The sequence below is a fragment of the Thiohalomonas denitrificans genome (assembly GCF_900102855.1).
GTDB classification, from domain to species: Bacteria; Pseudomonadota; Gammaproteobacteria; order Thiohalomonadales; family Thiohalomonadaceae; genus Thiohalomonas; species Thiohalomonas denitrificans.
On sequence record NZ_FMWD01000001.1, the window covers coordinates 151,037 to 172,403 of the forward strand.

The window sequence follows — 21,367 nt, forward strand, 5'->3', positions numbered from 1 at the left end:
CGATCATTGTTACCATTCGTAACACCCTCTGTTACCAGAAGTAACAAAATAAACACCCGCATTCCCCTAACGGCTCTCAAGTCTCTGATTCGCATACCAAGTGTTTGTGGCATGCGCATTGCGTAGTTTTTTTTATTACCCGACTGCGATTCGGCTTGATGACTCAAACCCCCCTCACATCCGTCGTCAACTTCCTGAAGCGTCACGCGCCATTCGACCAGATGACGCCGGTGCACCTGGAGTATATGGCGAAACGGTTGAAGCTGGTTTTCTACCGTCGCGGCGAAACGATTCTCCGCCCGGAAGATGGACCGGCCAGCCGATTCTTTATTATCAAACAGGGACGGGTGCGGGGCGAAGTCGAGGGCGACGAAACTCACGAAGGCGCGTGGGAACTGGTCTCCGGGGAGTGCTTCCCCATCGGGGCCCTGCTGTCCCGACGAGCAACCCACGTCACCACCACGGCCATCGAGGATACCTTCTGCTACGAACTGGCCCGTGACGAGTTCGACCGTCTGCTGGTAAAAAGCCCGGTTTTCCACGACTTCTGTACGCGTCGCCTGGCCAGTCTGCTCGACAGCGCCCTGCGCACGGTCCAGGCCAACTCAGCAGCGCGTATGTCGGAAGACACCTCTTTAAGCACCGCTCTGCGAGGCTTGATCCGCCGCCAGCCGGTGACGTGCGGACCCGAGATGCCGCTCCAGGAGGCATTGCAGCGCATGCAGGAGGAACGGGTCGGAAGCATCGTTGTCATCGATTCCAACCGTGCACTACTCGGGGTGTTCACACTTCATGATCTTTTGGCCCGGGTAGTACTACAGGAAACCGATCTCCGTCTCCCCGTTGGCAAGGTAATGACGCCGGACCCCATTACCCTGCCTCCCACGGCACCGGCCTACGAAGCGGCACTGATGATGGCTCAGGCCGGATTCGGCCACCTCTGTGTGGTCGAAGACCTTCAGCTTATCGGTGTACTTTCGGAGCGGGACCTTTTCTCACTGCAGCGGGTGGGATTGGTCAGTCTCAGCCGTTCGATTGCCGACGCGCGCGATGTAGCCACGCTGGCACGGCTGGGTCAGGACGTCCACCGATTGGTGGACCAGATGCTGGCGCAAGGGGCGTCGGTCGATCAGCTCACCCAGATCATCACGGCGCTGAATGACAGCCTCACCCGCCGCGTCATCAAATTGGTCGAGCGTGATGCGGGTTTGCCCACGGTAGGCTTTACCTGGCTGTCGTTCGGCAGCGAGGGCCGCCACGAACAGACGCTGAAGACGGATCAGGACAACGGAATCCTTTTTGCGCTTCCCGAAGGACGTACGGCCGATTCGGTTCGTGCGGAACTCCTGCCGCTTGCCACACAAATCAACAATGCCCTCGCGGAGTGCGGGTTCCCGCTCTGCCCCGGCAATATCATGGCCAGCAACCCCGAGTGTTGCCTGAGCCTCGATGAATGGAAGCTCAGATTCGGGCGCTGGATCGATCAGGGAACCCCGGAACACCTGTTGAACGCCAGCATATTCTTCGATTTCCGGCCCCTCCGGGGCGATCCGGAAACGACCCGCGAACTGCGCCAATGGGTGCTGGACCGCGTGGAGAAGAACAGCCGGTTTCGTCGTCAGATGGCGGCCAATGCGCTGCGCAATCGCCCGCCCCTTGGCCTGTTTCGCGACTTCGTGGTTACCAGTGGCGGCGAACATCCGCATACCGTCAACCTGAAGGTGCAAGGCATTACACCGTTCGTGGACGCAGCGCGGATCTACGCGCTTGCCCACCATGTGGAAGCCACCAGCACCGGCGGACGGCTCGAAGGCGGCGTAAAGAAAGGCATCTTCAAACGATCGGATGTGGATGCCTGGATGGAGGCGTATCACTTCATTCAGCTGCTGCGCATGCGCAGCCACCGGCAACAGGCGGAACAGGGGGAGCCACTCTCCAACCATATCGACCCGGACACACTCAACGAACTGGACCGACGCATCCTCAAAGAGGCGTTCCGCCAGGCGCGCAAGCTGCAGTCCAAGCTGGCACTGGAGTATCAGTTGTAAGTAGCGAGTGGCTAGGAACTGCCTAGTGGCTAGTAGCGAGTGGCTAGGAACTGCAACTGCAGGGCGAGGGAACTGCCTGGCAACTAGCAACTAGCAACTAGCAACTGTTCTACACGACTCCGCCGGGAATAACGGAGCCGAAAACAAGGCCAGGGATGACAGCAGCACAATACTTCAAGCGAAGAGTACGGAGGAAAGAAAATGTCGACAAACGGCAACAGCAAGGCCGCCGAGTACTGGAAGGCAAATGTTCGCCTTCTTATCGGCTGTCTGGTCGTGTGGTTCATCGTCGCCTATCCGCTCGCCATCTGGCTGGCCGGGCCGCTGAACAACATTTCCCTGGGCGGCTATCCGCTCGGCTTTTGGTTCGCCCAGCAGGGCTCGATCTATACCTTCGTCGGGTTGATCTTCTTCTACGCCTGGCGGATGAACAAGCTCGACCGCAAATTCGATGTCCACGAAGACTAATCAAATCCCGGGGGAAAAAAGTTCATGGATCTTACAACCATTACCTACCTCGTCGTAGGTGCGACATTTGCCCTCTATATCGGCATTGCGATTTGGGCACGCGCCGGCACCACTGGCGAGTTCTACGTGGCGGGCAAGGGCATCCACCCGGTCGCCAACGGCATGGCAACCGGTGCCGACTGGATGTCCGCTGCCTCCTTCATCTCCATGGCCGGCCTCATCGCCTTCAGTGGCTATGACGCCTCGGCGTACCTGATGGGCTGGACCGGTGGCTACGTGCTGCTTGCCATGCTGCTCGCGCCCTACCTGCGCAAGTTCGGCAAGTTCACTGTCCCCGAGTTCATCGGTGATCGCTATTATTCACAGACTGCGCGTATCGTCGCCGTCATCTGCCTCATCGTGGCCTCGATTACCTATGTTATCGGGCAGATGAAGGGTATTGGCGTGGCGTTCTCCCGCTTCCTGGAAGTGGATTTCTCCACCGGGCTGTTCACCGGTATGGCGATCGTCTTCTTCTACGCCGTCCTCGGCGGCATGAAGGGCATCACCTACACCCAGATCGCCCAATACTGCGTAATGATTTTCGCCTACACCGTACCGGCGATCTTCATCTCCCTGAAGCTGACCGATACCGTCCTGCCCCAGTTCGGCCTGGGTGCCGCCATGGCAGACGGTAGTGGTCAGCCCATCCTGGATCGGCTGAACCAGGTGGTAACAGACCTCGGCTTCGCCTCCTATACGGAGCACAAGGGCTCAGCACTGAACATGACCCTGCTGACCCTGTCGCTGATGATCGGTACCGCGGGTCTGCCGCACGTCATCGTGCGCTTCTTCACCGTGCCGACCGTACGGGACGCCCGCGCATCCGCCGGCTGGGCGCTGGTCTTCATCGCCATCCTCTACACCACCGCCCCGGCTGTTGGCGCCATGGCTCGTCTGAACCTGATGGATACCATCATGCAGCCGACCGCAGCCACCGCCACCTCCGGTCCCGAGCAATTCACTCCGCTCACCTATAGCGAGCGCCCGGAGTGGTTCAAGAACTGGGAAAAGACCGGCTTGTTGCAGTTCGAGGACAAGAACGGCGATGGCAAGATCCAGTATTACAACGACGGCAATGAGCAGTTTGCCCAGAAGGCGGAACAGTGGGGCTGGGAAGGCAACGAAATGGTCACGGTCGACCGTGACATCATGGTACTGGCCAACCCCGAAATCGCCAATCTGCCCAACTGGGTAATTGCACTGGTGGCCGCTGGTGGCCTTGCCGCTGCACTCTCCACCGCTGCAGGTCTGTTGCTAGCCATCTCTTCGGCGATCTCTCACGACCTCCTCAAGGGCGTATTCATGCCCCGGATTTCGGAGAAGAACGAGCTGATGGCGGGCCGTATTTCGATGGGCGGTGCCATCCTGGTGGCAGGCTATCTCGGCCTTAATCCCCCGGGCTTTGCAGCCCAGGTGGTGGCACTGGCCTTCGGGCTGGCCGCAGCGTCGATCTTCCCGGCTCTGATGATGGGTATCTTCAACAAGAGCATCAACCGTCAGGGTGCCGTCGCCGGTATGCTGGTAGGCCTGGGTACCACCCTTGTGTACATCTTTGTGTACAAGGGCTGGTTCTTCATCCCGGGTACCGCCAATCTGGCCGACACCCCCGACAACTGGGTGTTCGGCATCTCTCCGGGATCGTTCGGTGCCGTCGGTGCACTGTTCAACTTCATCACCGCCATTGCGGTGTCGAAGGTGACTGCACCGCCGCCCGCTCACATCCAGGAGCTGGTGGAAGACATCCGCGTTCCGCGTGTGTCCGGCTGATAAGCCACTCGCCAAACCGGAGTCCCGCCTCGTGCGGGACTCCATTTTTTCATGGTGAACGCAGATGAAACCCCAGAGCGCACCGGGCAGGCGGCTTTGGGTGCATACTCAGTGTACTCTGGGGTTTCATTTCCGTTTTTAGATCGATCGCCACGAGAGTCTACGTTGAACGTCGAGCTGATTGAAATCCGGGATTTTCTCGCTGGCCATCCCCCTTTCGACCACCTGCCCGGGGAAGTGCTCGAGCGACTGCCGCGATACCTGTCGGTGCGCTATCTTCGACGCGGTACTCCCCTTCCCCCTCCTGATGCCGATGGCGATTATCTCTATATCATCCGTAAGGGGGCAGTAGAACTGCGCGACCAGAGCGATGAGCTCATCGGCAAGATTGGAGAGGGTGAGATTCACGCCAGCGCCTGCAGAGCAGGAAGCTCGGTCCGGTTTACCGCCCTCACGGTTGAGGACAGCCTGTTTTATCTGCTGCCTTGCGAACGGCTCGAGACGCTCAGGGAACAGCACCCGGAATTCGCAGAACATTTCAACCAATCGGTTCGTGACCGGCTTCGGCGCGCGCTGGAATCGATACAGGCGATTCGCGGCTCCCATACGGGACTGCTCAACGTTCCGGTTGGCGGCCTCATCGTCCGCGAACCGGTGGTGGCCCGGCCCGAAACCCCTATCGGGAAGGCTGCACGGCTGATGACCGAGGCCCGTGTCTCTTCCCTGTTGATCATGGAGGACGAGCGGCTGGTCGGCATCATGACCGACCGCGATCTGCGCTCACGCTGTCTGGCCAAAGACCGTGATCCGGGACAACCGGTAAGCGAAATCATGACCCGCCGACTGCACAAGGTAGAACCGGAGACCCGCGGATTCGAGGCCCTGATCACCATGACCCGGCTGTCGGTCCACCACCTGCCGGTCATCGATCACGGGCGTGTCATCGGTGTGGTCTCCAGTAACGACCTTATCCGCTACCAAAGTGCCAATGCGGTCTACCTGGCAGGCGATATCCGCCGCTGCACCTCCGTCGAGGCACTGACCCGCATCTGTGCCGATATTCCGGAACTGCAGGTGCAGATGATCGCCTCGGGCGCAACCGGTTATCATGTCGGTCAGACCATCTCCTCCATCACGGAGGCCATAACCCGGCGCCTAATCGAGTTGTGTCAGGAGCAGCTGGGGCCGCCCCCGGTGAGTTTCGCCTGGCTTGCTGTGGGTTCGCTGGCGCGCCGCGAACAGACCGTGCACTCGGATCAGGATCATGCACTGCTGCTCGCTGATGATTTTGACCCCGCCAGGCACGATGGCTACTTCGAATCCTTGGCGAGATTCGTGGCTGATGGCCTTAATGCCTGCGGCTTCACTTACTGTCCGGGTGAAGTGATGGCCACGAACCCGGAATGGCGTCAACCCTGTCGCGTCTGGCGGCGTTATTTCGACCTGTGGATAACGCGACCGGAAAAAAAGGCACTGATGCTGGCCTCCAATTTTTTCGACATGCGGACGATCTGCGGCGACCCCGCTCTCTATGAGCAACTCCATGCCGAAGTCCTGCAACAGACGCACAGCAACCGGATTTTTCTCGCCCACCTGGCAGCAAATGCCTTGAAAAACCGCCCACCGCTGGGGTTCTTCCGTCATTTCGTGCTGATCGGGGAGGGTGACCATGCACAAAGTCTGGATCTCAAACGACGGGCGATCATACCGGCTGTGGACCTCGCACGGGTGTATGCCCTTTCCGCCGGACTCCCGGAAGTAAACACCCGCGAACGCCTTAAAATCGCCGCGGAGACATCGGCACTCAGCCATGAAAGCGCCGAGAATCTGGAAGATGCATTCGAATTCATCGTCACCCTGCGTGCCAGACACCAGGCCGAACAGATCAAGCGAGGTGAGAAACCGGACAACTATATGGCCCCCTCGGAGCTCTCCTCTCTGGAGCGGGGCCATTTGAAGGATGCGTTTTCGGTAATCAGCGGCCTGCAAAATGCGCTTGGTCAACGGCACCAGGCGGGACGGTTCTTTTGAGCGATGTTCGGCAACCTGCTCAGTCTTGAGTTTCGCCGCGAGCGCCTGCTGAAAAAGTCACCGCCGGGGCCGCTCCGCGACTTTCTTTCGGTGCCGTTTCCGTCGCCGAAAAGCGACTGCCGTGACGTGTCCTTCCTGGCCCTGGACCTGGAGACAACCGGACTCGAGGCGAATCGGGGCGAGATTGTCAGCATCGGCTATGTCGAAATGAACGGTTTTCGCATCGACTTGGGGAGCGCCACTCACCGGCTTGTCGTGCCCGAAGGGGCGATTCCCGAACAGAGCGCGGTAATTCACCAAATTACCGACGACGCAGCCGCCGAAGGGGAGTCCCTGGAACAGGCAGTAACGGAACTGCTGAAGGTCCTGGCGGGCAAGGTACTGATTGCCCACCATGCCCCGGTGGAATTTTCGTTTCTCGGCGCAGCCTGCGAAACTATATGGGGTGGCCGATTCCTGATTCCCATGGTCGACACGGAATGGATCGAACGCAGAACCCTGGAACGGCGCGGCCAGACCTATGCCGCCAGAGAACTGCGGCTCTCCAGGCTCAGGGAGCGCTACGGTCTGCCCCGCTACCGGGCACACGATGCATTGGTCGATGCACTGGCGGCGGCAGAGTTGTTCTCAGCCCAGATTGCGGCACGGGACAGCGGCGGCCGACTGCCGCTCAAGGAGTTTCTGACGAGGCTCTAGCGATTTTTTTGGTAACAACCAGTGAGAGTGCCGGACGGACTATGATGTGGGTCATAGAACGAAGGGAGAGACGCACTCATTCACCTCGAAGAACATAAGAACAAAATAGTAGGGAAGGCAACGTCCTTAAGTGAATAAACAGTAAATGACCGAGGAGTGACCTATGTCCGATAGCAAAATATATCCGGTGCCGGCGGATGTGGCGGCCAAGGCCCACATTGACGCGGCCAAATATGAAGAAATGTACCAACGCTCGGTCGAGGACCCGGAGGGGTTCTGGGGGGAGCAGGCGGAAAAGTTCCTCACCTGGTTCAAAAAGTGGGATACGGTACTGGACTACAGCTATGACATTGATAACGTCTACACCAAGTGGTTTGATGGTGGAAAACTGAATGTCGCCTACAACTGCCTGGACCGTCACCTGGAGTCCCGGGGGGATCAGGCCGCCATCATCTGGGAAGGCGATGATCCATCCGTCGACAAGACCCTGACCTACCGCGAATTGCACGAGCAGGTCAGCCGTTTCGGCAACGCCCTGAAGGAGCGCGGGGTCAAAAAGGGCGACCGCGTCTGCATCTATATGCCGATGATCCCGGAAGCGGCCGTTGCCATGCTGGCCTGCGCCCGAATCGGCGCAGTACATTCGGTAGTCTTTGGCGGTTTTTCACCGGAATCCCTGAAAGACCGGATCCTCGATTCCGACTGTCGCGTGGTAGTCACTGCAGACGAGGGTTTGCGCGGGGGGAAAAGCGTACCGCTCAAGGCCAATGCCGACAAGGCACTGCAAAGCTGCCCCAACGTCCACACGACATTTGTCATCCGGCACACTGGCGGCGACATTGCCTGGGCGGACACCAGGGACGTCTGGTATCACGAGGCAACCGAAAAAGTCTCCGCCGACTGCCCTGCAGAAGAGATGGATGCTGAAGATCCCCTCTTCATCCTCTACACCTCCGGCTCCACCGGCAAACCCAAGGGCGTACTGCATACCACCGGCGGCTATCTGCTCTTCTCGGCCATCACTCACATGTACACCTTCGACTACCAGGATGGCGAGGTCTACTGGTGTACCGCCGATGTGGGCTGGGTGACCGGACACACATACATCGTTTATGGCCCGCTGGCGAACGGTGCCAAGACACTGATGTTCGAGGGTGTACCGAGCTATCCGGACGCCTCGCGATTCTGGCAGGTCTGCGACAAGCACAATGTGGCGACCTTCTATACCGCCCCGACCGCCATCCGCGCACTGATGCGCGAAGGTGAAGAGCCGGTAAAGAAGACCTCGCGCAAGTCTTTGCGCCTGCTCGGAACGGTGGGTGAGCCGATCAACCCGGAGGCCTGGGAGTGGTATTACAAAGTCGTCGGAGAGAGTCGCTGTCCTGTCGTCGACACCTGGTGGCAGACCGAGACCGGCGGCCATCTGATTACGCCGCTGCCGGGCGCCACCGACCTCAAGCCCGGCTCCGCCAGCAAGCCGTTTTTCGGTGTGGTGCCGGCGATTGTCGATCCCAGTGACGGCACTCCGCTAGAGGGCGCTGCCCAGGGGGCGCTGGTGATCACGCGCCCCTGGCCCGGACAGATGCGTACGGTGTATGGCGATCATCAGCGCTTTATCGACACCTATTTCAAGACCTACCGGGGCTACTACTTCTCGGGTGATGGTGCCCGCCGAGACGAAGACGGCTACTACTGGATCACCGGCCGCATGGATGATGTCCTGAACGTTTCAGGGCATCGCATGGGGACCGCCGAAGTCGAAAGCGCACTCGTACTGCACAAGAAAGTGGCCGAGGCTGCAGTAGTCGGCTACCCGCACGACCTCAAGGGACAGGGGATTTACTGCTACGTCACGCTGGTGAAGGGCGAGGAGCCCTCCGACGCCTTGAAGAAAGAGCTGGTCGCCATGGTTCGCGAGGAGATTGGGCCTATCGCCACACCGGATGTCATCCAGTGGGCCCCGGGCTTGCCCAAGACCCGTTCCGGTAAAATCATGCGTCGGATTCTGCGCAAGATTGCCAGCAACGAGATCGATACACTGGGTGATACCAGTACTTTGGCCGATCCAAGCGTAGTTGAGGATCTAATCGCCAACCGCGCCATTCAGTAATTGCGGACCGTCCCGATCGAAAGCCGCGAGGTGCTGTCTCGCGGCTTTTTTGTGCCCGTATCACTCGTATGACGATACATACCGGTCGTCAGGCTGAAACAGAGGGCGTCTGACATGGAATCGGCAGACTTGCCAAACCGCCTCGGTAGTGACGTATGATAGGCAGGAAAACAGGGGGCGAGCGAAGCACATGACCCAGCTTTTGCCCGTATTCAGCTAAGGAAGAGACTGGAGCATAGGATGCAACAAGCGGCAGTGGAGCTGTGCCGGTCGGCGGGGGTGAAGAGTGCCAGGCAGTGGCTTGAGCAGCTACCCCTGGCAGAACCGGATAACTGCATCGAACGGATGACCGAGGTCTTCACCTGCCTGAATACCGTTGCACTCACCCCCAAACGCCGCCTCCAGATCCTGGAGGTCTTGCGCGACCCGGTCGATGTCCTGCTACCACAGTGGGTAGCCCGATGTGGCACCCCGGAATTCCCCCTCGCCCCCCATGCGCGGCAAAGGTTCGAACAGATCAGCTCGCTGCTGCAAAATTTCAATGCCGGCTATCTCAAAGCTGCGCAGGAAAAACGGAGCCTGTTCGACTTTGGGACGCGGCGGCTAAACGCCCTGGCTTTGCAGCACTATTTCCATTACAGCAACTGGCTGCTGTTTTTTCACCGGGTCACAGGCCGTCCCGCACCCGAGGGGCTGTGGCGTCAACTGCACATAATGTATCGGTGGGCACAAAACCAGCGACTGGCGGATCGGATCGTGGACGATCCACAACCCGGTTACCGAAAGGGTTCGGTGACGCACGCCTATTATCGTCTGCTACTAACGGCATTGGCGCCGGTTAACGAATTCGACACCCGCTGGTGGGAGCCCTTGCTGAACAGTATCGGACTCTGGAGTCGCACACTTCGCCTGACCGAAAGCACCGGCGGCGAACAGGGTCGCTATTTTGTCGAATGGGATGCCGACGAACCGCCGAGGCCGACCAGGCCCGACATGCAAAGCGGCTGGTATTTGAATACCGATGACTTGGCGCGAGACCTGCACGACCGCCTTGGACACAGCAAACGTGAGATCACTGTCCGATTGCCGAAAGGCGCGTTCACCCTCCCCCGCCATGTCGTGCAACGCTTCCATGATCAGTGGTGCCAAATTCCCGCTCGCCATTCACTGCGACATCAAGCCAGGCAGATTGTACCGATGGTGTTCGGTCTGGGAGCTCTTCACAACCTCTTGTCGTATGACGCCGATCCCGAGGCCGGCAGCGACTGTGAAAAGGATTCGGCCCCCTCGGACACCCTGCAGCTGGAAGCGATACAGCAACGCCATGCGCTCAAACCGGGCGAGCTGGGTACCTCACGGGAAGAGCGCCACGACGTATGGGACGCCATTTACGCCCCGGCGGCTCCGGAAACCGACAGTCATACCCTGCCTTCTGGACACTGGGCCGAAACCCATGCCAACAAAGCTTCCTACCGCATCCTCGACGGTCGCACAGAAAATATAAGCAGTGGAGGTGTCTGTCTGTCACTGCCCATCGAATCGACCCAAGGGCTACGTGTGGGTACTCTCATCGGATTACAGAGTCCCAGCGGGCGTTGGCGCGCCGGACTGATCTGCTGGTTGACCGAATCGGGGCAACGCCTCCGCTTTGGAATTCGAAATCTCGCCTTCCGATGTCTTCCCGTGACCATCGTCGTACTTCGCGACGGTAAACCGGTCACTCGCCTGGGCGCCCTCGCAGGCCGTAACCGCAACCACTCTCCAATCGTCATCCTGCCCTCTCTGCATTCGCTCGACGAGAACACGCTATTGGTTGAATTCGGTGGGAAGCCGAAACGGGTCGCTATCAAGGCCGTTGTGTTTGAATCCGAGCGCTACCTGGCGGTCGATGTCCCTGGTCTGGAGGCCGATTTGCCACCGGCGTGACAAGGTATTCGTCGCGCACCGGGAAACAGTGCGGGATGATTCCCGTGCACTTGCCGATGCTCTCCGGGATTTCTAGTCTTTGCAGAGAAACCCGGCCTCCGGAGGCGATATGAGCCTGACACTGCAATCGACACAGTTTACGAACGGCGGGGCAATTCCGTCGCAATACACCTGTGACGGGAAGGACGTACCACCCCCTTTATCCTGGTCCAATCTGCCATCTGATACGAGCAGTCTGGCCCTCATCATGGACGACCCGGATGCCCCTGATCCGGACGCGCCCCAACGCACCTGGGTGCACTGGGTGGTTTTCAACATTCCGACGAGCAGCGACGGTTTTCCCGAAGCCGCGAAGCAACTTCCAGGCAATACAAAGGTCGGAATCAATGACTGGCAGCGAACCGGGTATGGCGGTCCCTGCCCGCCGATCGGGCGTCACCGCTATTTTTTCAAGCTCTACGCCCTGGATATCGAACTGGAAGGATTGAACGAGCCGACCAAATCCGACCTTGAAAAGGCGATGCAAGGCCATATTCTCGATCACGCCGAGCTGATTGGACTCTATCAGCGAGGGGATTGAAGGCGGGTATCCCGTGTGAAAGTACTACTGGCATTCATGGACCGGCGCTCCAAGGCCTTTATCGTCCTTTTCTGCGGCACACTCGGGATCGTTATTGCACTGGTCGACGTAGCAACCGGTCCCGAAATCTCCTCCGCTATCTTCTATGCCCTTCCGATCAGCCTCTGCGCCTGGTATGTGGGCCGTTGGCCGGGGGTCTTCATGGCGGTGGCGAGTGCGGTGCTTTGGTACAGCGCCGACATTAGCGCCGGCGCCCCCTACAGCCACGGTGCCATTCCGGTCTGGAATGCGCTGACCCGCCTGGGTTTCTTTCTGATCCTGGTTTTCCTTCTCAGTGCTTTTCAAAATCGACTGAAAGATGAGCAGAAGCGGGCCGTGACCGACCCCCTGACAGCAGTCGCCAACAGCCGGGCTTTCTATGAAGCCGCCGAGCAGGAATTCGTTCGCTCCCGCCGCTACCACCACCCCTTCAGCATTGCATTCATCGATCTGGACAATTTCAAGCACATCAACGACGCCTTCGGCCACGCCGCCGGCGATGTGCTGCTCCAGCGGGCGGCCTGGATCATGCGTGATCAGACCCGCGGAACCGACGTAGTCGCACGACTGGGAGGGGATGAATTCGTTATCTTATTCATCGAAACCGGGGCGGAAGCTGCCAGGCAAGCGGTCAGCGATCTGCGCGAAAAGTTGCTGGCAGCCATGAAAGAGGCGGGCTGGCCGGTCACGTTCAGTATCGGCGTACTAACTTACCAGTCTCCCCCCACGGATGTCCGGGAAATGGTAAATCAGGCCGATCAACTGATGTATACCGTAAAAAAGAGCGGCAAGGACGGCTGCGCTCATGCGCTTGGCACGCCTGTGGAGACCCACGCCGTCACAAACTCCCATACACCGGCCTGAACCCGATGCCGCCTTCCGAGCAACCGCTAGGAGTAAGCCGGCTCGTTTCCGGGTTTCCATTTGATATTGCAGCCGATGGAGGGAACCTGCTCGACCGGCAGCGGCTTGCCTCCGAGTAACGCATCCACCGCCTCTCGCATATCCTTGCCCGTCACCGGTTTGTCGTTACCCGGTCGGCTATCATCAAACTGGCCGCGGTAGACAAGCCTGCGCTCCCCATCGAAGAGGAAGAAGTCAGGGGTACAGGCGGCCTTGTAGGCCTTCGCCACCTCCTGCGATTCATCAAAAAGGTAGGGAAAGACATAACGACGATACTCCACCTCCTTGGCCATGTGCTCCGGTCCGTCCTCCTCCCGGTGACCAATATCGTTGCTGCTGATCGCCACCACCGCCAGTCCCTTGTCGCGGTATTCGCGTGCAAACTCCGAAAAGGCATCGGCAATATGTTTCACATAGGGGCAATGATTGCAGATAAAAGCCACCAGGAGCGCGGGATGCTCATGGAAGTCGTCCAGCGAAACCAAAGTTCCCGAGGCGGTGTCCGGCAGGGTAAATTCTGGCGCCGACGTTCCGAGTTCCAGCATCGTCGAGGGGGTCAGGGACATGGGATCTCCTTTTTTCTGACTACAATCTTAGCCCAGAATTATCACCGCAAAGCCGCAACGCCTGCAAAGACGTCGTAAGGTGCTGGTGCATTCTTCAAATGCACCGTTTCGGCGAGGGTCGGAGCCGGCGCATTTGAAGGTGCCCCGTGCAATGGCCGGTGCGCTCCGCGGATGTTTTCGTTTCCGGAAACGAAGGGGTACGTCAAGAATGCGCCCTACGCGGGTCTTCTTTCCGTTTTCCTCGTAGGGTGCATTCTTCAAATGCACCGTTTCGGCGAGGGTCGGAGCCGGCGCATTTAAAGGTGCCCCGTGCAATGGCCGGTGCGCTTCGCGGATGTTTTCGTTTCTGGAAACGAAGGGGGTACGTCAAGAATGCGCCCTACGCGGCTCATCTTTCCGTTTTCCTCGTAGTAGGGTTGCAACAGTGCACTAGGACCACAAGCGCACGTGTTCGGGCTTGTCAGCGACTGTCAGCGATCCGCCGGGACAGCTCACCGACAAGTCTGCTGATTTGCGAATGTGTCGAAAGCGAAACGGCCATCTTTCCGTGCGCAGCAGCTTCATCGGGCTGCCCATCCTGAAACGCAGTCTCGGCCAGAAGACACTGGACCAGTGCCCGATCATTCTCCGTTTTAAGGCGGCCGGCAGCCGCCACCAGCAAATGCACCCGGGCGGCTGCATAGCGACCGTCGGCTGCATCCACTGCACCTCGCAGCCAATGGTAGTAACTGCGACTTACCGGCGACAAGAGGTTGGACCAGCGGATCTGATTCACCTCTTGCCGAACAGCTTCGATTCGCCCCTCCCGAAACGCACGAAAGGCGCTCCAGACACTCGCATTGCGAAAAAAATCCCAAACAAAATAAATTGCCAACAGTGCCAGTGGCCATATCCAGATGGTCCCTCGAGCCATCATGTAGATCGCCACAACCAAACCGGCGAGACCCATGGTCAGCCGCAGGTACGGATCCAATCGGTCGGGAAGCCGCAAGAAGACGTGAACAGGGTGTCGGATTCCTGGCATTTCGCACCGCCCGGTTATCACACCAGCGAGATCCCTGCCGCCTGGTGCGGTGAAATTGGAAGTATCTAGTGTACTGTGCATGCTTGTCGGTGCTTTCAGCGAGTCGCTGGCCGGCCAGCGGCTCGCCCGAAGGGAGCCCCCCAAAAACGCCATGACGGCGTTGCGGACTCCATCCCTGGAGTCCGCCCTTCGGGCCAGCCTTCGGCTGTCCGAATCCGCTCCCGGCAGATTCGTGCAGCGCTTGACAAGGGAATAACCATTGCCTGCGCGCTGCGCCTTGTCCTGACGTTTTTGGGGGGCTCTGAAAGTATCGCCAAGCATGCACAGTACACTAGCCAAATGGCACTCCAATAAAAAAGGGACCGAAACGGTCCCTTTTTTACTGCAAATGCTACACCCTACTCTTCGGGGCCAATCGCTTTCATGCTGAGGCGGATTCGGCCCTGTTTGTCGATTTCCAGCACCTTCACCTTCACCAGATCGCCCTCGTTGAGCTTGTCGGAGACCTTCTCCACCCGCTCATCGGAAATCTGGGAGATGTGAACCAGCCCGTCCTTGCCGGGGAGAATGGTCACGAAGGCGCCAAAGTCCATAAGTTTGGCCACACGACCCTCATAGATCGTCCCCACTTCGACGTCAGCCGTCAGCTGGTCAATGCGGGAACGTGCCTCCTGTCCGGCAGCGTTGTCGATGGACGCGATCTTGATTGTGCCATCATCGCTGATATCGATGCTGGTACCGGTCTCTTCGGTAATCTGGCGAATCGTGGCGCCGCCCTTCCCAATCACATCGCGGATCCGCTCCGGGTTGATCTTGAAGGTAATGTATCGCGGCGCATACTCCGACATCTCTTCACGCGGGGTGGAGATGGCGGCACTCATCTTTTCCAGGATGTGAAGCCGGGCACCCTTGGCCTGCTCCAGCGCAATCTCCATGATCTCGCGCGTGATGCCCTCGATCTTGATATCCATCTGCAGTGCGGTAATACCGTCGGCAGAACCGGCCACCTTGAAGTCCATGTCGCCGAGGTGATCCTCGTCACCCATGATATCGGTCAGAACCGCAAACTGCTCTTTCTCTTTGATGAGGCCCATGGCCACACCGGCCACCGGGGCTTTCATCGGCACGCCGGCATCCATCAGAGCGAGTGAGGAACCGCAGACGCTGGCCATGGAACTGGAGCCGTTGGATTCGGTAATCTCCGACACCACCCGTACGGAGTACGGGAAACCGTCAAAGTCGGGCATCATCGCCTGAACACCGCGCTTGGCGAGGCGACCGTGACCAATCTCGCGCCGTTTCGGGCTACCGACAAAACCGGTCTCGCCCACGCAGTACGGCGGGAAATTGTAATGGAACATGAACGGCTCTTTGTGCTCACCCTCGATGGCATCGATGACCTGCGCATCGCGGGCGGTACCCAGCGTAGTGACAACCAGCGCCTGGGTTTCGCCGCGGGTAAACAGGGCAGAGCCGTGGGTACGCGGAAGCACGCCGACCTCGACATCGATAGCCCGGACCGTCTTGGTGTCCCGACCGTCGATACGCGGCTCACCCGTCAGGATACGACTGCGAACGACCTGTTTTTCCAATTTGGAGACGGCCTTGGCGACTTCACCGGCATCCCAGCTGTTTTCAGCTTCCGGATTGGCCAGCTTCTCGATGATATCGCTGCGGATCGCACTCAGGCGATCATAGCGATCGAGCTTTTCCTTGATCTGGTAGGCGTCATTGATAGCGGATTTGCCGGCTTCTTCAACCGCTGCCTTGAGCGCACTGTCTTCACTCGCTGCCTGCCAATCCCATTTCGGACTTCCCGCCTCGGCAACCAGCTCATTGATGGCCTTGATCACCGCCTGCATCTGCTCGTGGCCATAGAGTACCGCGCCCAGCATCTGCTCTTCAGTCAGACCATTGGCCTCAGACTCCACCATCAGCACGGCAGACTCGGTGCCGGCCACCACCAGGTTCAGTTCCAATTCAGGAAGGGTGGACAGATTCGGATTGAGCAGGTATTCACCGTCCTTGAAGCCCACGCGGGCGCCACCGATTGGACCGTTGAACGGTGCAGGGGACAAAGCCAATGCAGCCGAGGCGCCGATCATGGCGGGAATATCCGGGTCGATTTCCGGATCAAGGGACATGACGGTAGCGACAACCTGAACTTCGTTCTTGAACCCATCGGGGAACAGCGGGCGAAGGGGACGATCGATGAGGCGGGAGGTGAGCGTCTCTTTCTCGGTCGGGCGGCCTTCACGGCGGAAGAAACCACCGGGGATTTTACCCGCAGCGTAGGTCCGTTCCTGATAATTGACCGTCAGCGGAAAGAAGTCCCGACCTTCGACTGCTTCCTTGATCGCAACCGCGGTGACCAGCACCACGGTATCCCCCATACTGCACTTGACAGCCCCGGAAGCCTGGCGGGCAATGGCTCCGGTCTCAAGCGTTACTGTATGGTCGCCGTATTGAAACTGTTTCTTGATGGGCGTCACTGTTACTTCCTTTATGGGCCTTGAGCGGGTTCTTACTTGCGCAGTCCGAGACGGCTAAGGACCGTGCGGTAGCGCTCGAGATCTTTACGCTTGAGATAATCCAGCAGCTTGCGGCGCTGACTCACCATCCGCAGCAGACCACGACGGGAGTGATGGTCATGGATATGCTCTTTAAAGTGGCCCGACAGCTGCTCGATATTTGCAGACAGGAGGGCGATCTGCACCTCGGGTGAACCGGTGTCACTGCCGGCCTTACCGTACTCACTGACGATCGCGGCTTTCTGCTCGTTGTTCAGGGACATCGCTGTAAACTGCTCCTAGCTGGTTGTCAAACGTATATTGTAACCGCCAATCCGCTCATTGAACAAGGAATTCGGGTCCCGACCGGGGGGCCGGATTTCGAGTGGCGGCAGGGCTGGCAGGCAACCGAGAGACCGACTGCACTAACAACGGGGTACTGCTCGCGGATACCGGGCAGGGCAATCCGTGTTTGCCCCTGCTTCGGCCGGGTCACTTTTGGCCTGCCAAATAGCCGAAAGTGCCAGAAAGTGCCAATACCCGAAAATACCGGTCAACTCGCCCTGACAAGGCGTTTCGGGGCGATCCGACCGTCATCCAGCACGTGGCCGACCCCCAGAAACTCCTGTTCCGGACCAAACAACCGCACCCATCCAACGGTCGGCGCCTGCGGCACGAGAACAGGCTGTCCCTGTCGCACATAAAAGGCGCTGGTATCGGTCAACGCTACCGCGGGCCACCCCGAGAGCGCCTCCTCCATCGGCAACAAAAGATCATCCAGGGCATCGAATCCCTGCCGTCCCTTTTCCTCAAGTGCTTCCATAGTGACCATCCCCCCTTCGGTAAAGGGACCGACGGCGGTACGGCGCAGTTGCGAAAGATGGGCGCCGCAACCGAGTGCCTCACCGATATCCTCGGCCAGCGTGCGGATGTAGGTGCCTTTCGAACAGTGAACGTAGATCTCCAGCTCATCCCCTTCGAGACGTAGCATGCGCAGTTCGTGGATATGAACCGAGCGCGGCTCCCGCTCCACTTCGATTCCCTGGTGGGCGAGCTTGTAGAGCGGCTGCCCCTGACGCTTGATGGCCGAATGCATGGGCGGGATCTGCTGAATGGCCCCACGAAAACCTTCCAGGACTTCCTCTACCCGGGCCGAGGTCACCCCGTCGGTAGGACGGCGCTCGAACACCTCGGCCTCGGCATCACCACTGGCCGTACGTTCGCCGAGCTTGCAAACGCCTATATAGACCTTGTCGGAATCCAGCAGGAAAGCGGATAGCTTGGTCGCCTCCCCGAAGCAGACGGGCAGCAGCCCGCTGGCGAGGGGATCCAGATTTCCGGTATGGCCGGCCTTGTCGGCCTTGTACAGGCGTTTCACCTCCTGAAGCGCGGCGTTGGATGTCAACCCGACCGGCTTATCGAGGAGGAGGATACCGCTGATTTTGCGGCCCCTGCGTTTTTGTCGACGTGCCACTTTCTGCCCTTATAAAAAACAATGGCGCTGCCAGTCGAACCGGCAGCGCCATGCGTTGGATGGTGATTATTCGTCCTGGTCCCGCCTTTCCCGGTCCCGGCGTACCGCTTCGTCAATCAACGAACTGAGTCGGCTGCCTTCCTGAATCGAGGTATCGAGCACGAATCGCAGGCGCGGCACCGTGCGGGTACTCATCCGCCGACCAAGCTCGCGGCGGAGAAAACCCGCCGCATGGGTCAGTGCCTGCAGGCTCTGCTCCGCATCGCCCTGTTGGTCCAGCAGAGAGACGAACACCTTGGCATGCTCCAGATCGCGCGATACTTCGACACCCGAGATGGTGACGAAACCGATCCGCGGATCGTTGACCTCACGCTGGATCAGCTCCGCCAGATCCCGCTGCATCTGCTCGCCGACCCGGCGTGTACGACTGTATTCCTTCGCCACGCTGTTTACCTGTGCTCGGGAGCGGTACCGCTAGGAGCCTGTCCGAAAATGGACTGACCTACTGCGGCCAAGCCTGACTGGCCCGATTTCCCGCTCATTTTCGTTAAATAGAACCACTATTAGCCTCAAATGACCGAAAAATCTCCCTCAATCAGTCTCGTCACGGTCGCTATTCTCGGACAGGCTCCTAGAGCTTACGCTCAACCTGGACCCGTTCGTAGACTTCGATCTGGTCGCCCGCCTTGACGTCATTGTAATTCTTTACGCCGATGCCGCACTCCAGACCCGATTTCACTTCGTTCACGTCGTCTTTATAACGACGCAGCGATTCCAGCTCGCCTTCGTAGATGACCACATTTTCGCGCAGCACGCGGATCGGGCTGTGACGCTTGACCACGCCATCTACCACCATGCAGCCTGCCACCTGGCCCAGCTTCGGCGAACGGAACACATCGCGGACCTCGGCCAGGCCGATGATCTGCTCCTTGAACTCCGGTGCCAACATGCCCGTCATCGCCCGTTTTACCTCGTCGATGAGGTCGTAGATGACGCTGTAGTAATGCAGATCAACGTCCTGCTCTTCGATCAGGCGCTTGGCCGCCGTATCGGCGCGTACATTGAAGCCGATGACAATGGCGTTGGAGGCAACCGCCAGATTCACATCCGACTCGTTGATACCACCGACGCCGCTGGCGACGATCTTGACCCGTACCTCGTCCGTGGAAAGTTTCTCCAGTGCATCGCTGATCGCGCCTACCGAGCCCTGAACATCTGCCTTCAAGAGGATATTGAGGGTACTGACCTTCCCCTCTTTCATATCGGCAAACATGTTGTCCAGTTTTGCCTGCTGCTGGCGAGCGAGCTTCACATCCCGGTATCTGCCCTGGCGGAAATTCGCCACTTCCCGCGCCTTGCGCTCATCCGGTACCACCAGCGCTTCATCACCGGCCACCGGCGTCCCGGAAAGCCCCAGGATCTCAACCGGAATCGAGGGTCCCGCTTCGGTGACCGGCATGCCGGCCTCGTTCAACATCGCCCGAACACGGCCATACTCATGGCCGGCGAGAACGATATCGCCTTTGCGCAGGGTCCCGCCTTGAACAAGGATGGTAGCCACCGGACCGCGGCCCTTATCGAGACGTGACTCGACCACAATGCCCTTGGCCGGCCCCTCGGCTACCGCTTTCAACTCCAGCAATTCCGCCTGCAGAAGAACGGCGTCGAGCAGGTTATCGATCCCCTGCCCGGTCTTGGCCGAGACCGGCACGAACATCACATCGCCGCCCCACTCTTCCGGGATGACCTCCAGCTGCACGAGTTCCTGTTTGACGCGCTCCGGGTCGGCCGCCTCCTTGTCGATCTTGTTGACCGCAACGACGATGGGCACGCCGGCTGCCCGGGCATGCTGCACCGCCTCCTTGGTCTGGGGCATGACGCCATCGTCGGCCGCCACCACCAGGATCACGATGTCGGTGACCTGGGCACCACGTGCGCGCATCGATGTAAACGCAGCGTGTCCCGGTGTATCGAGGAAGGAGACCATTCCGCGGTCGGTTTCCACGTGGTATGCCCCGATGTGCTGGGTAATGCCACCCGCCTCGCCGGCAGCAACACGAGTGCGACGGATGTGGTCGAGCAGCGATGTTTTACCGTGATCGACATGGCCCATGATGGTGACCACCGGCGCACGGTCAATCGCTTCGCCTGACACTTCAGCCTGGGCGAGCACCTCTTCTTCGAGGGCATTCTCCTTGAGTATGACAGGCTTGTGGCCCATCTCCTCGACGACGATAGAAGCCGTTTCCTGATCAATCACCTGATTAATGGTGACCATCGTGCCCATCTTCATCATGGTCTTGATGACTTCGGCCGCTTTCACCGCCATACGGTCCGCCAGTTCACCCACGGTGATGGTTTCGGGGATACTGACCTCGCGAACCACCGGCGCGGTCGGCTTCTCGAAGCCGTGCCGGGTGCTGGTGACGATCGGCTTTTTGCCTTTTTTCCTGCGACGGCCCGACTTGTCCGCAGAGACGTGCAGTTTTCCGCCCTCCGCTTCATCGCGACGCGCTGGCCCCTTGCGTTTCTTGGGTTTGCCCCGTTCGGGCTTCGCCTCTTTTCCGGCCTCACGACGCGGTGCCTGAGCGACCTGCTCTTCCGCCTTGCGGCGGGCCTCGGCCTCGGCCTTTTCCTTCTCAGCCGATTCACGCTGCTTGCGGAGGGCCTCTTCCTCGGCCTGTTTTTTCTCCTCTTCCTTGCGACGTGCTTCCTCTTCGGCGCGTTGTTTCTCTTCCTCGGCCTTCCGGATCGCCTCCTGTTCTGCGCGGCGCACCGCGTCTTCGGCAATCTCTTTCTCGAGGCGCTCGGCCACTTCCTGGTCGAGTTTCTTGTTCTCTTCGGCGGCAACCACGCTACGCTTGACATAGGTGCGCTTCTTGCGCACCTCCACGGTCACCGTCTTGCCTTTGGTGCCGGCCGAATTCTGTCGGAGTTCGCTGGTGGAGCGCCGTTTGAGCGTCACCTTCCGTGGTGTCGCATCCTCTTCTTCATTTGCCTTTGCCGGCGCGGTCGCCCCGTGCCTGCCGCGCAGGTAGTCCAGCAGCCGGACCTTGTCATCATCACCGATGAGCGCATCGCCGCCTTCGACGGGAACCCCCGCATCAGCCAACTGACTCAGCAGGCGCTCGAACGGGATCCCGATCGTTTCGGCGAACTGTTTGACGGTAACCTCTGCCATGT

At 59.3% G+C, this 21,367-nt stretch carries 16 protein-coding genes; 9 read left to right on the top strand and 7 right to left on the bottom strand.

All coding sequences use genetic code 11. The features are described 5' to 3' along the window. The first annotated feature begins 158 nt into the window (after positions 1-158). From BLP65_RS00640 to BLP65_RS00680, 9 genes are all read left to right on the top strand, one after another. A complete protein-coding gene (locus tag BLP65_RS00640; RefSeq protein ID WP_092991580.1) occupies positions 159-2,048 on the top strand; it encodes a putative nucleotidyltransferase substrate binding domain-containing protein in 1,890 nt (629 codons plus the stop codon). A gap of 201 nt (positions 2,049-2,249) precedes the next feature. After that, positions 2,250-2,516, top strand: coding sequence for a DUF4212 domain-containing protein (locus BLP65_RS00645; protein ID WP_092991582.1), 267 nt, complete (start codon positions 2,250-2,252; stop codon positions 2,514-2,516). A 24-nt stretch (positions 2,517-2,540) separates the two neighbouring features. Further along, positions 2,541-4,325, top strand: coding sequence for a sodium:solute symporter family protein (locus BLP65_RS00650; RefSeq protein ID WP_092991584.1), 1,785 nt, complete (start codon positions 2,541-2,543; stop codon positions 4,323-4,325). A gap of 165 nt (positions 4,326-4,490) precedes the next feature. Then, a complete protein-coding gene (locus tag BLP65_RS00655; protein ID WP_092991586.1) occupies positions 4,491-6,356 on the top strand; it encodes a putative nucleotidyltransferase substrate binding domain-containing protein in 1,866 nt (621 codons plus the stop codon). Between the two features lie 3 nt (positions 6,357-6,359). Next, positions 6,360-7,052 carry an exonuclease domain-containing protein gene (locus BLP65_RS00660; RefSeq protein WP_092991588.1) on the top strand — a complete coding sequence of 231 codons (693 nt, stop codon included), beginning with the start codon at positions 6,360-6,362 and terminating at the stop codon, positions 7,050-7,052. A gap of 163 nt (positions 7,053-7,215) precedes the next feature. Next, positions 7,216-9,162 (top strand): acetate--CoA ligase, encoded by a 1,947-nt coding sequence (gene acs / locus BLP65_RS00665; protein ID WP_092991590.1) that lies wholly within the window; start codon positions 7,216-7,218, stop codon positions 9,160-9,162. Positions 9,163-9,402: 240 nt separating this feature from the next. Further along, positions 9,403-11,088, top strand: coding sequence for a hypothetical protein (locus tag BLP65_RS00670; protein ID WP_092991593.1), 1,686 nt, complete (start codon positions 9,403-9,405; stop codon positions 11,086-11,088). A 109-nt stretch (positions 11,089-11,197) separates the two neighbouring features. Beyond that, a complete protein-coding gene (locus BLP65_RS00675) occupies positions 11,198-11,668 on the top strand; it encodes a YbhB/YbcL family Raf kinase inhibitor-like protein (RefSeq protein ID WP_092991595.1) in 471 nt (156 codons plus the stop codon). Between the two features lie 15 nt (positions 11,669-11,683). Continuing rightward, positions 11,684-12,571 (top strand): GGDEF domain-containing protein, encoded by an 888-nt coding sequence (locus BLP65_RS00680; protein ID WP_092991597.1) that lies wholly within the window; start codon positions 11,684-11,686, stop codon positions 12,569-12,571. 26 nt (positions 12,572-12,597) lie between these two features. On the opposite strand, the gene BLP65_RS00685 is transcribed toward BLP65_RS00680, so the two are convergent. The 7 genes from BLP65_RS00685 to infB form a co-directional block, all read right to left on the bottom strand. Further along, positions 12,598-13,176, bottom strand: a complete 579-nt coding sequence (locus BLP65_RS00685; protein ID WP_092991599.1) for a thioredoxin family protein — start codon at positions 13,174-13,176, stop codon at positions 12,598-12,600. 460 nt (positions 13,177-13,636) lie between these two features. Further along, on the bottom strand, positions 13,637-14,200 hold the full coding sequence (locus BLP65_RS00690; protein ID WP_139181390.1) for a hypothetical protein: 564 nt from the start codon (positions 14,198-14,200) through the stop codon (positions 13,637-13,639). A 398-nt stretch (positions 14,201-14,598) separates the two neighbouring features. Then, positions 14,599-16,692 carry a polyribonucleotide nucleotidyltransferase gene (gene pnp / locus BLP65_RS00695; RefSeq protein ID WP_092991603.1) on the bottom strand — a complete coding sequence of 698 codons (2,094 nt, stop codon included), beginning with the start codon at positions 16,690-16,692 and terminating at the stop codon, positions 14,599-14,601. A gap of 32 nt (positions 16,693-16,724) precedes the next feature. After that, positions 16,725-16,994, bottom strand: a complete 270-nt coding sequence (rpsO, locus tag BLP65_RS00700) for a 30S ribosomal protein S15 (RefSeq protein ID WP_092991605.1) — start codon at positions 16,992-16,994, stop codon at positions 16,725-16,727. 269 nt (positions 16,995-17,263) lie between these two features. After that, complete coding sequence (gene truB, locus BLP65_RS00705) at positions 17,264-18,184, bottom strand: tRNA pseudouridine(55) synthase TruB (RefSeq protein WP_092991607.1); 921 nt, start codon at positions 18,182-18,184, stop codon at positions 17,264-17,266. A 66-nt stretch (positions 18,185-18,250) separates the two neighbouring features. After that, the gene (rbfA, locus tag BLP65_RS00710) at positions 18,251-18,628 is read right to left on the bottom strand and encodes a 30S ribosome-binding factor RbfA (RefSeq protein ID WP_092991609.1); all 378 of its coding nucleotides are present in this window, start codon (positions 18,626-18,628) and stop codon (positions 18,251-18,253) included. A gap of 187 nt (positions 18,629-18,815) precedes the next feature. Next, the gene (gene infB / locus BLP65_RS00715; RefSeq protein WP_092992283.1) at positions 18,816-21,365 is read right to left on the bottom strand and encodes a translation initiation factor IF-2; all 2,550 of its coding nucleotides are present in this window, start codon (positions 21,363-21,365) and stop codon (positions 18,816-18,818) included. Positions 21,366-21,367 lie beyond the last annotated feature (2 nt).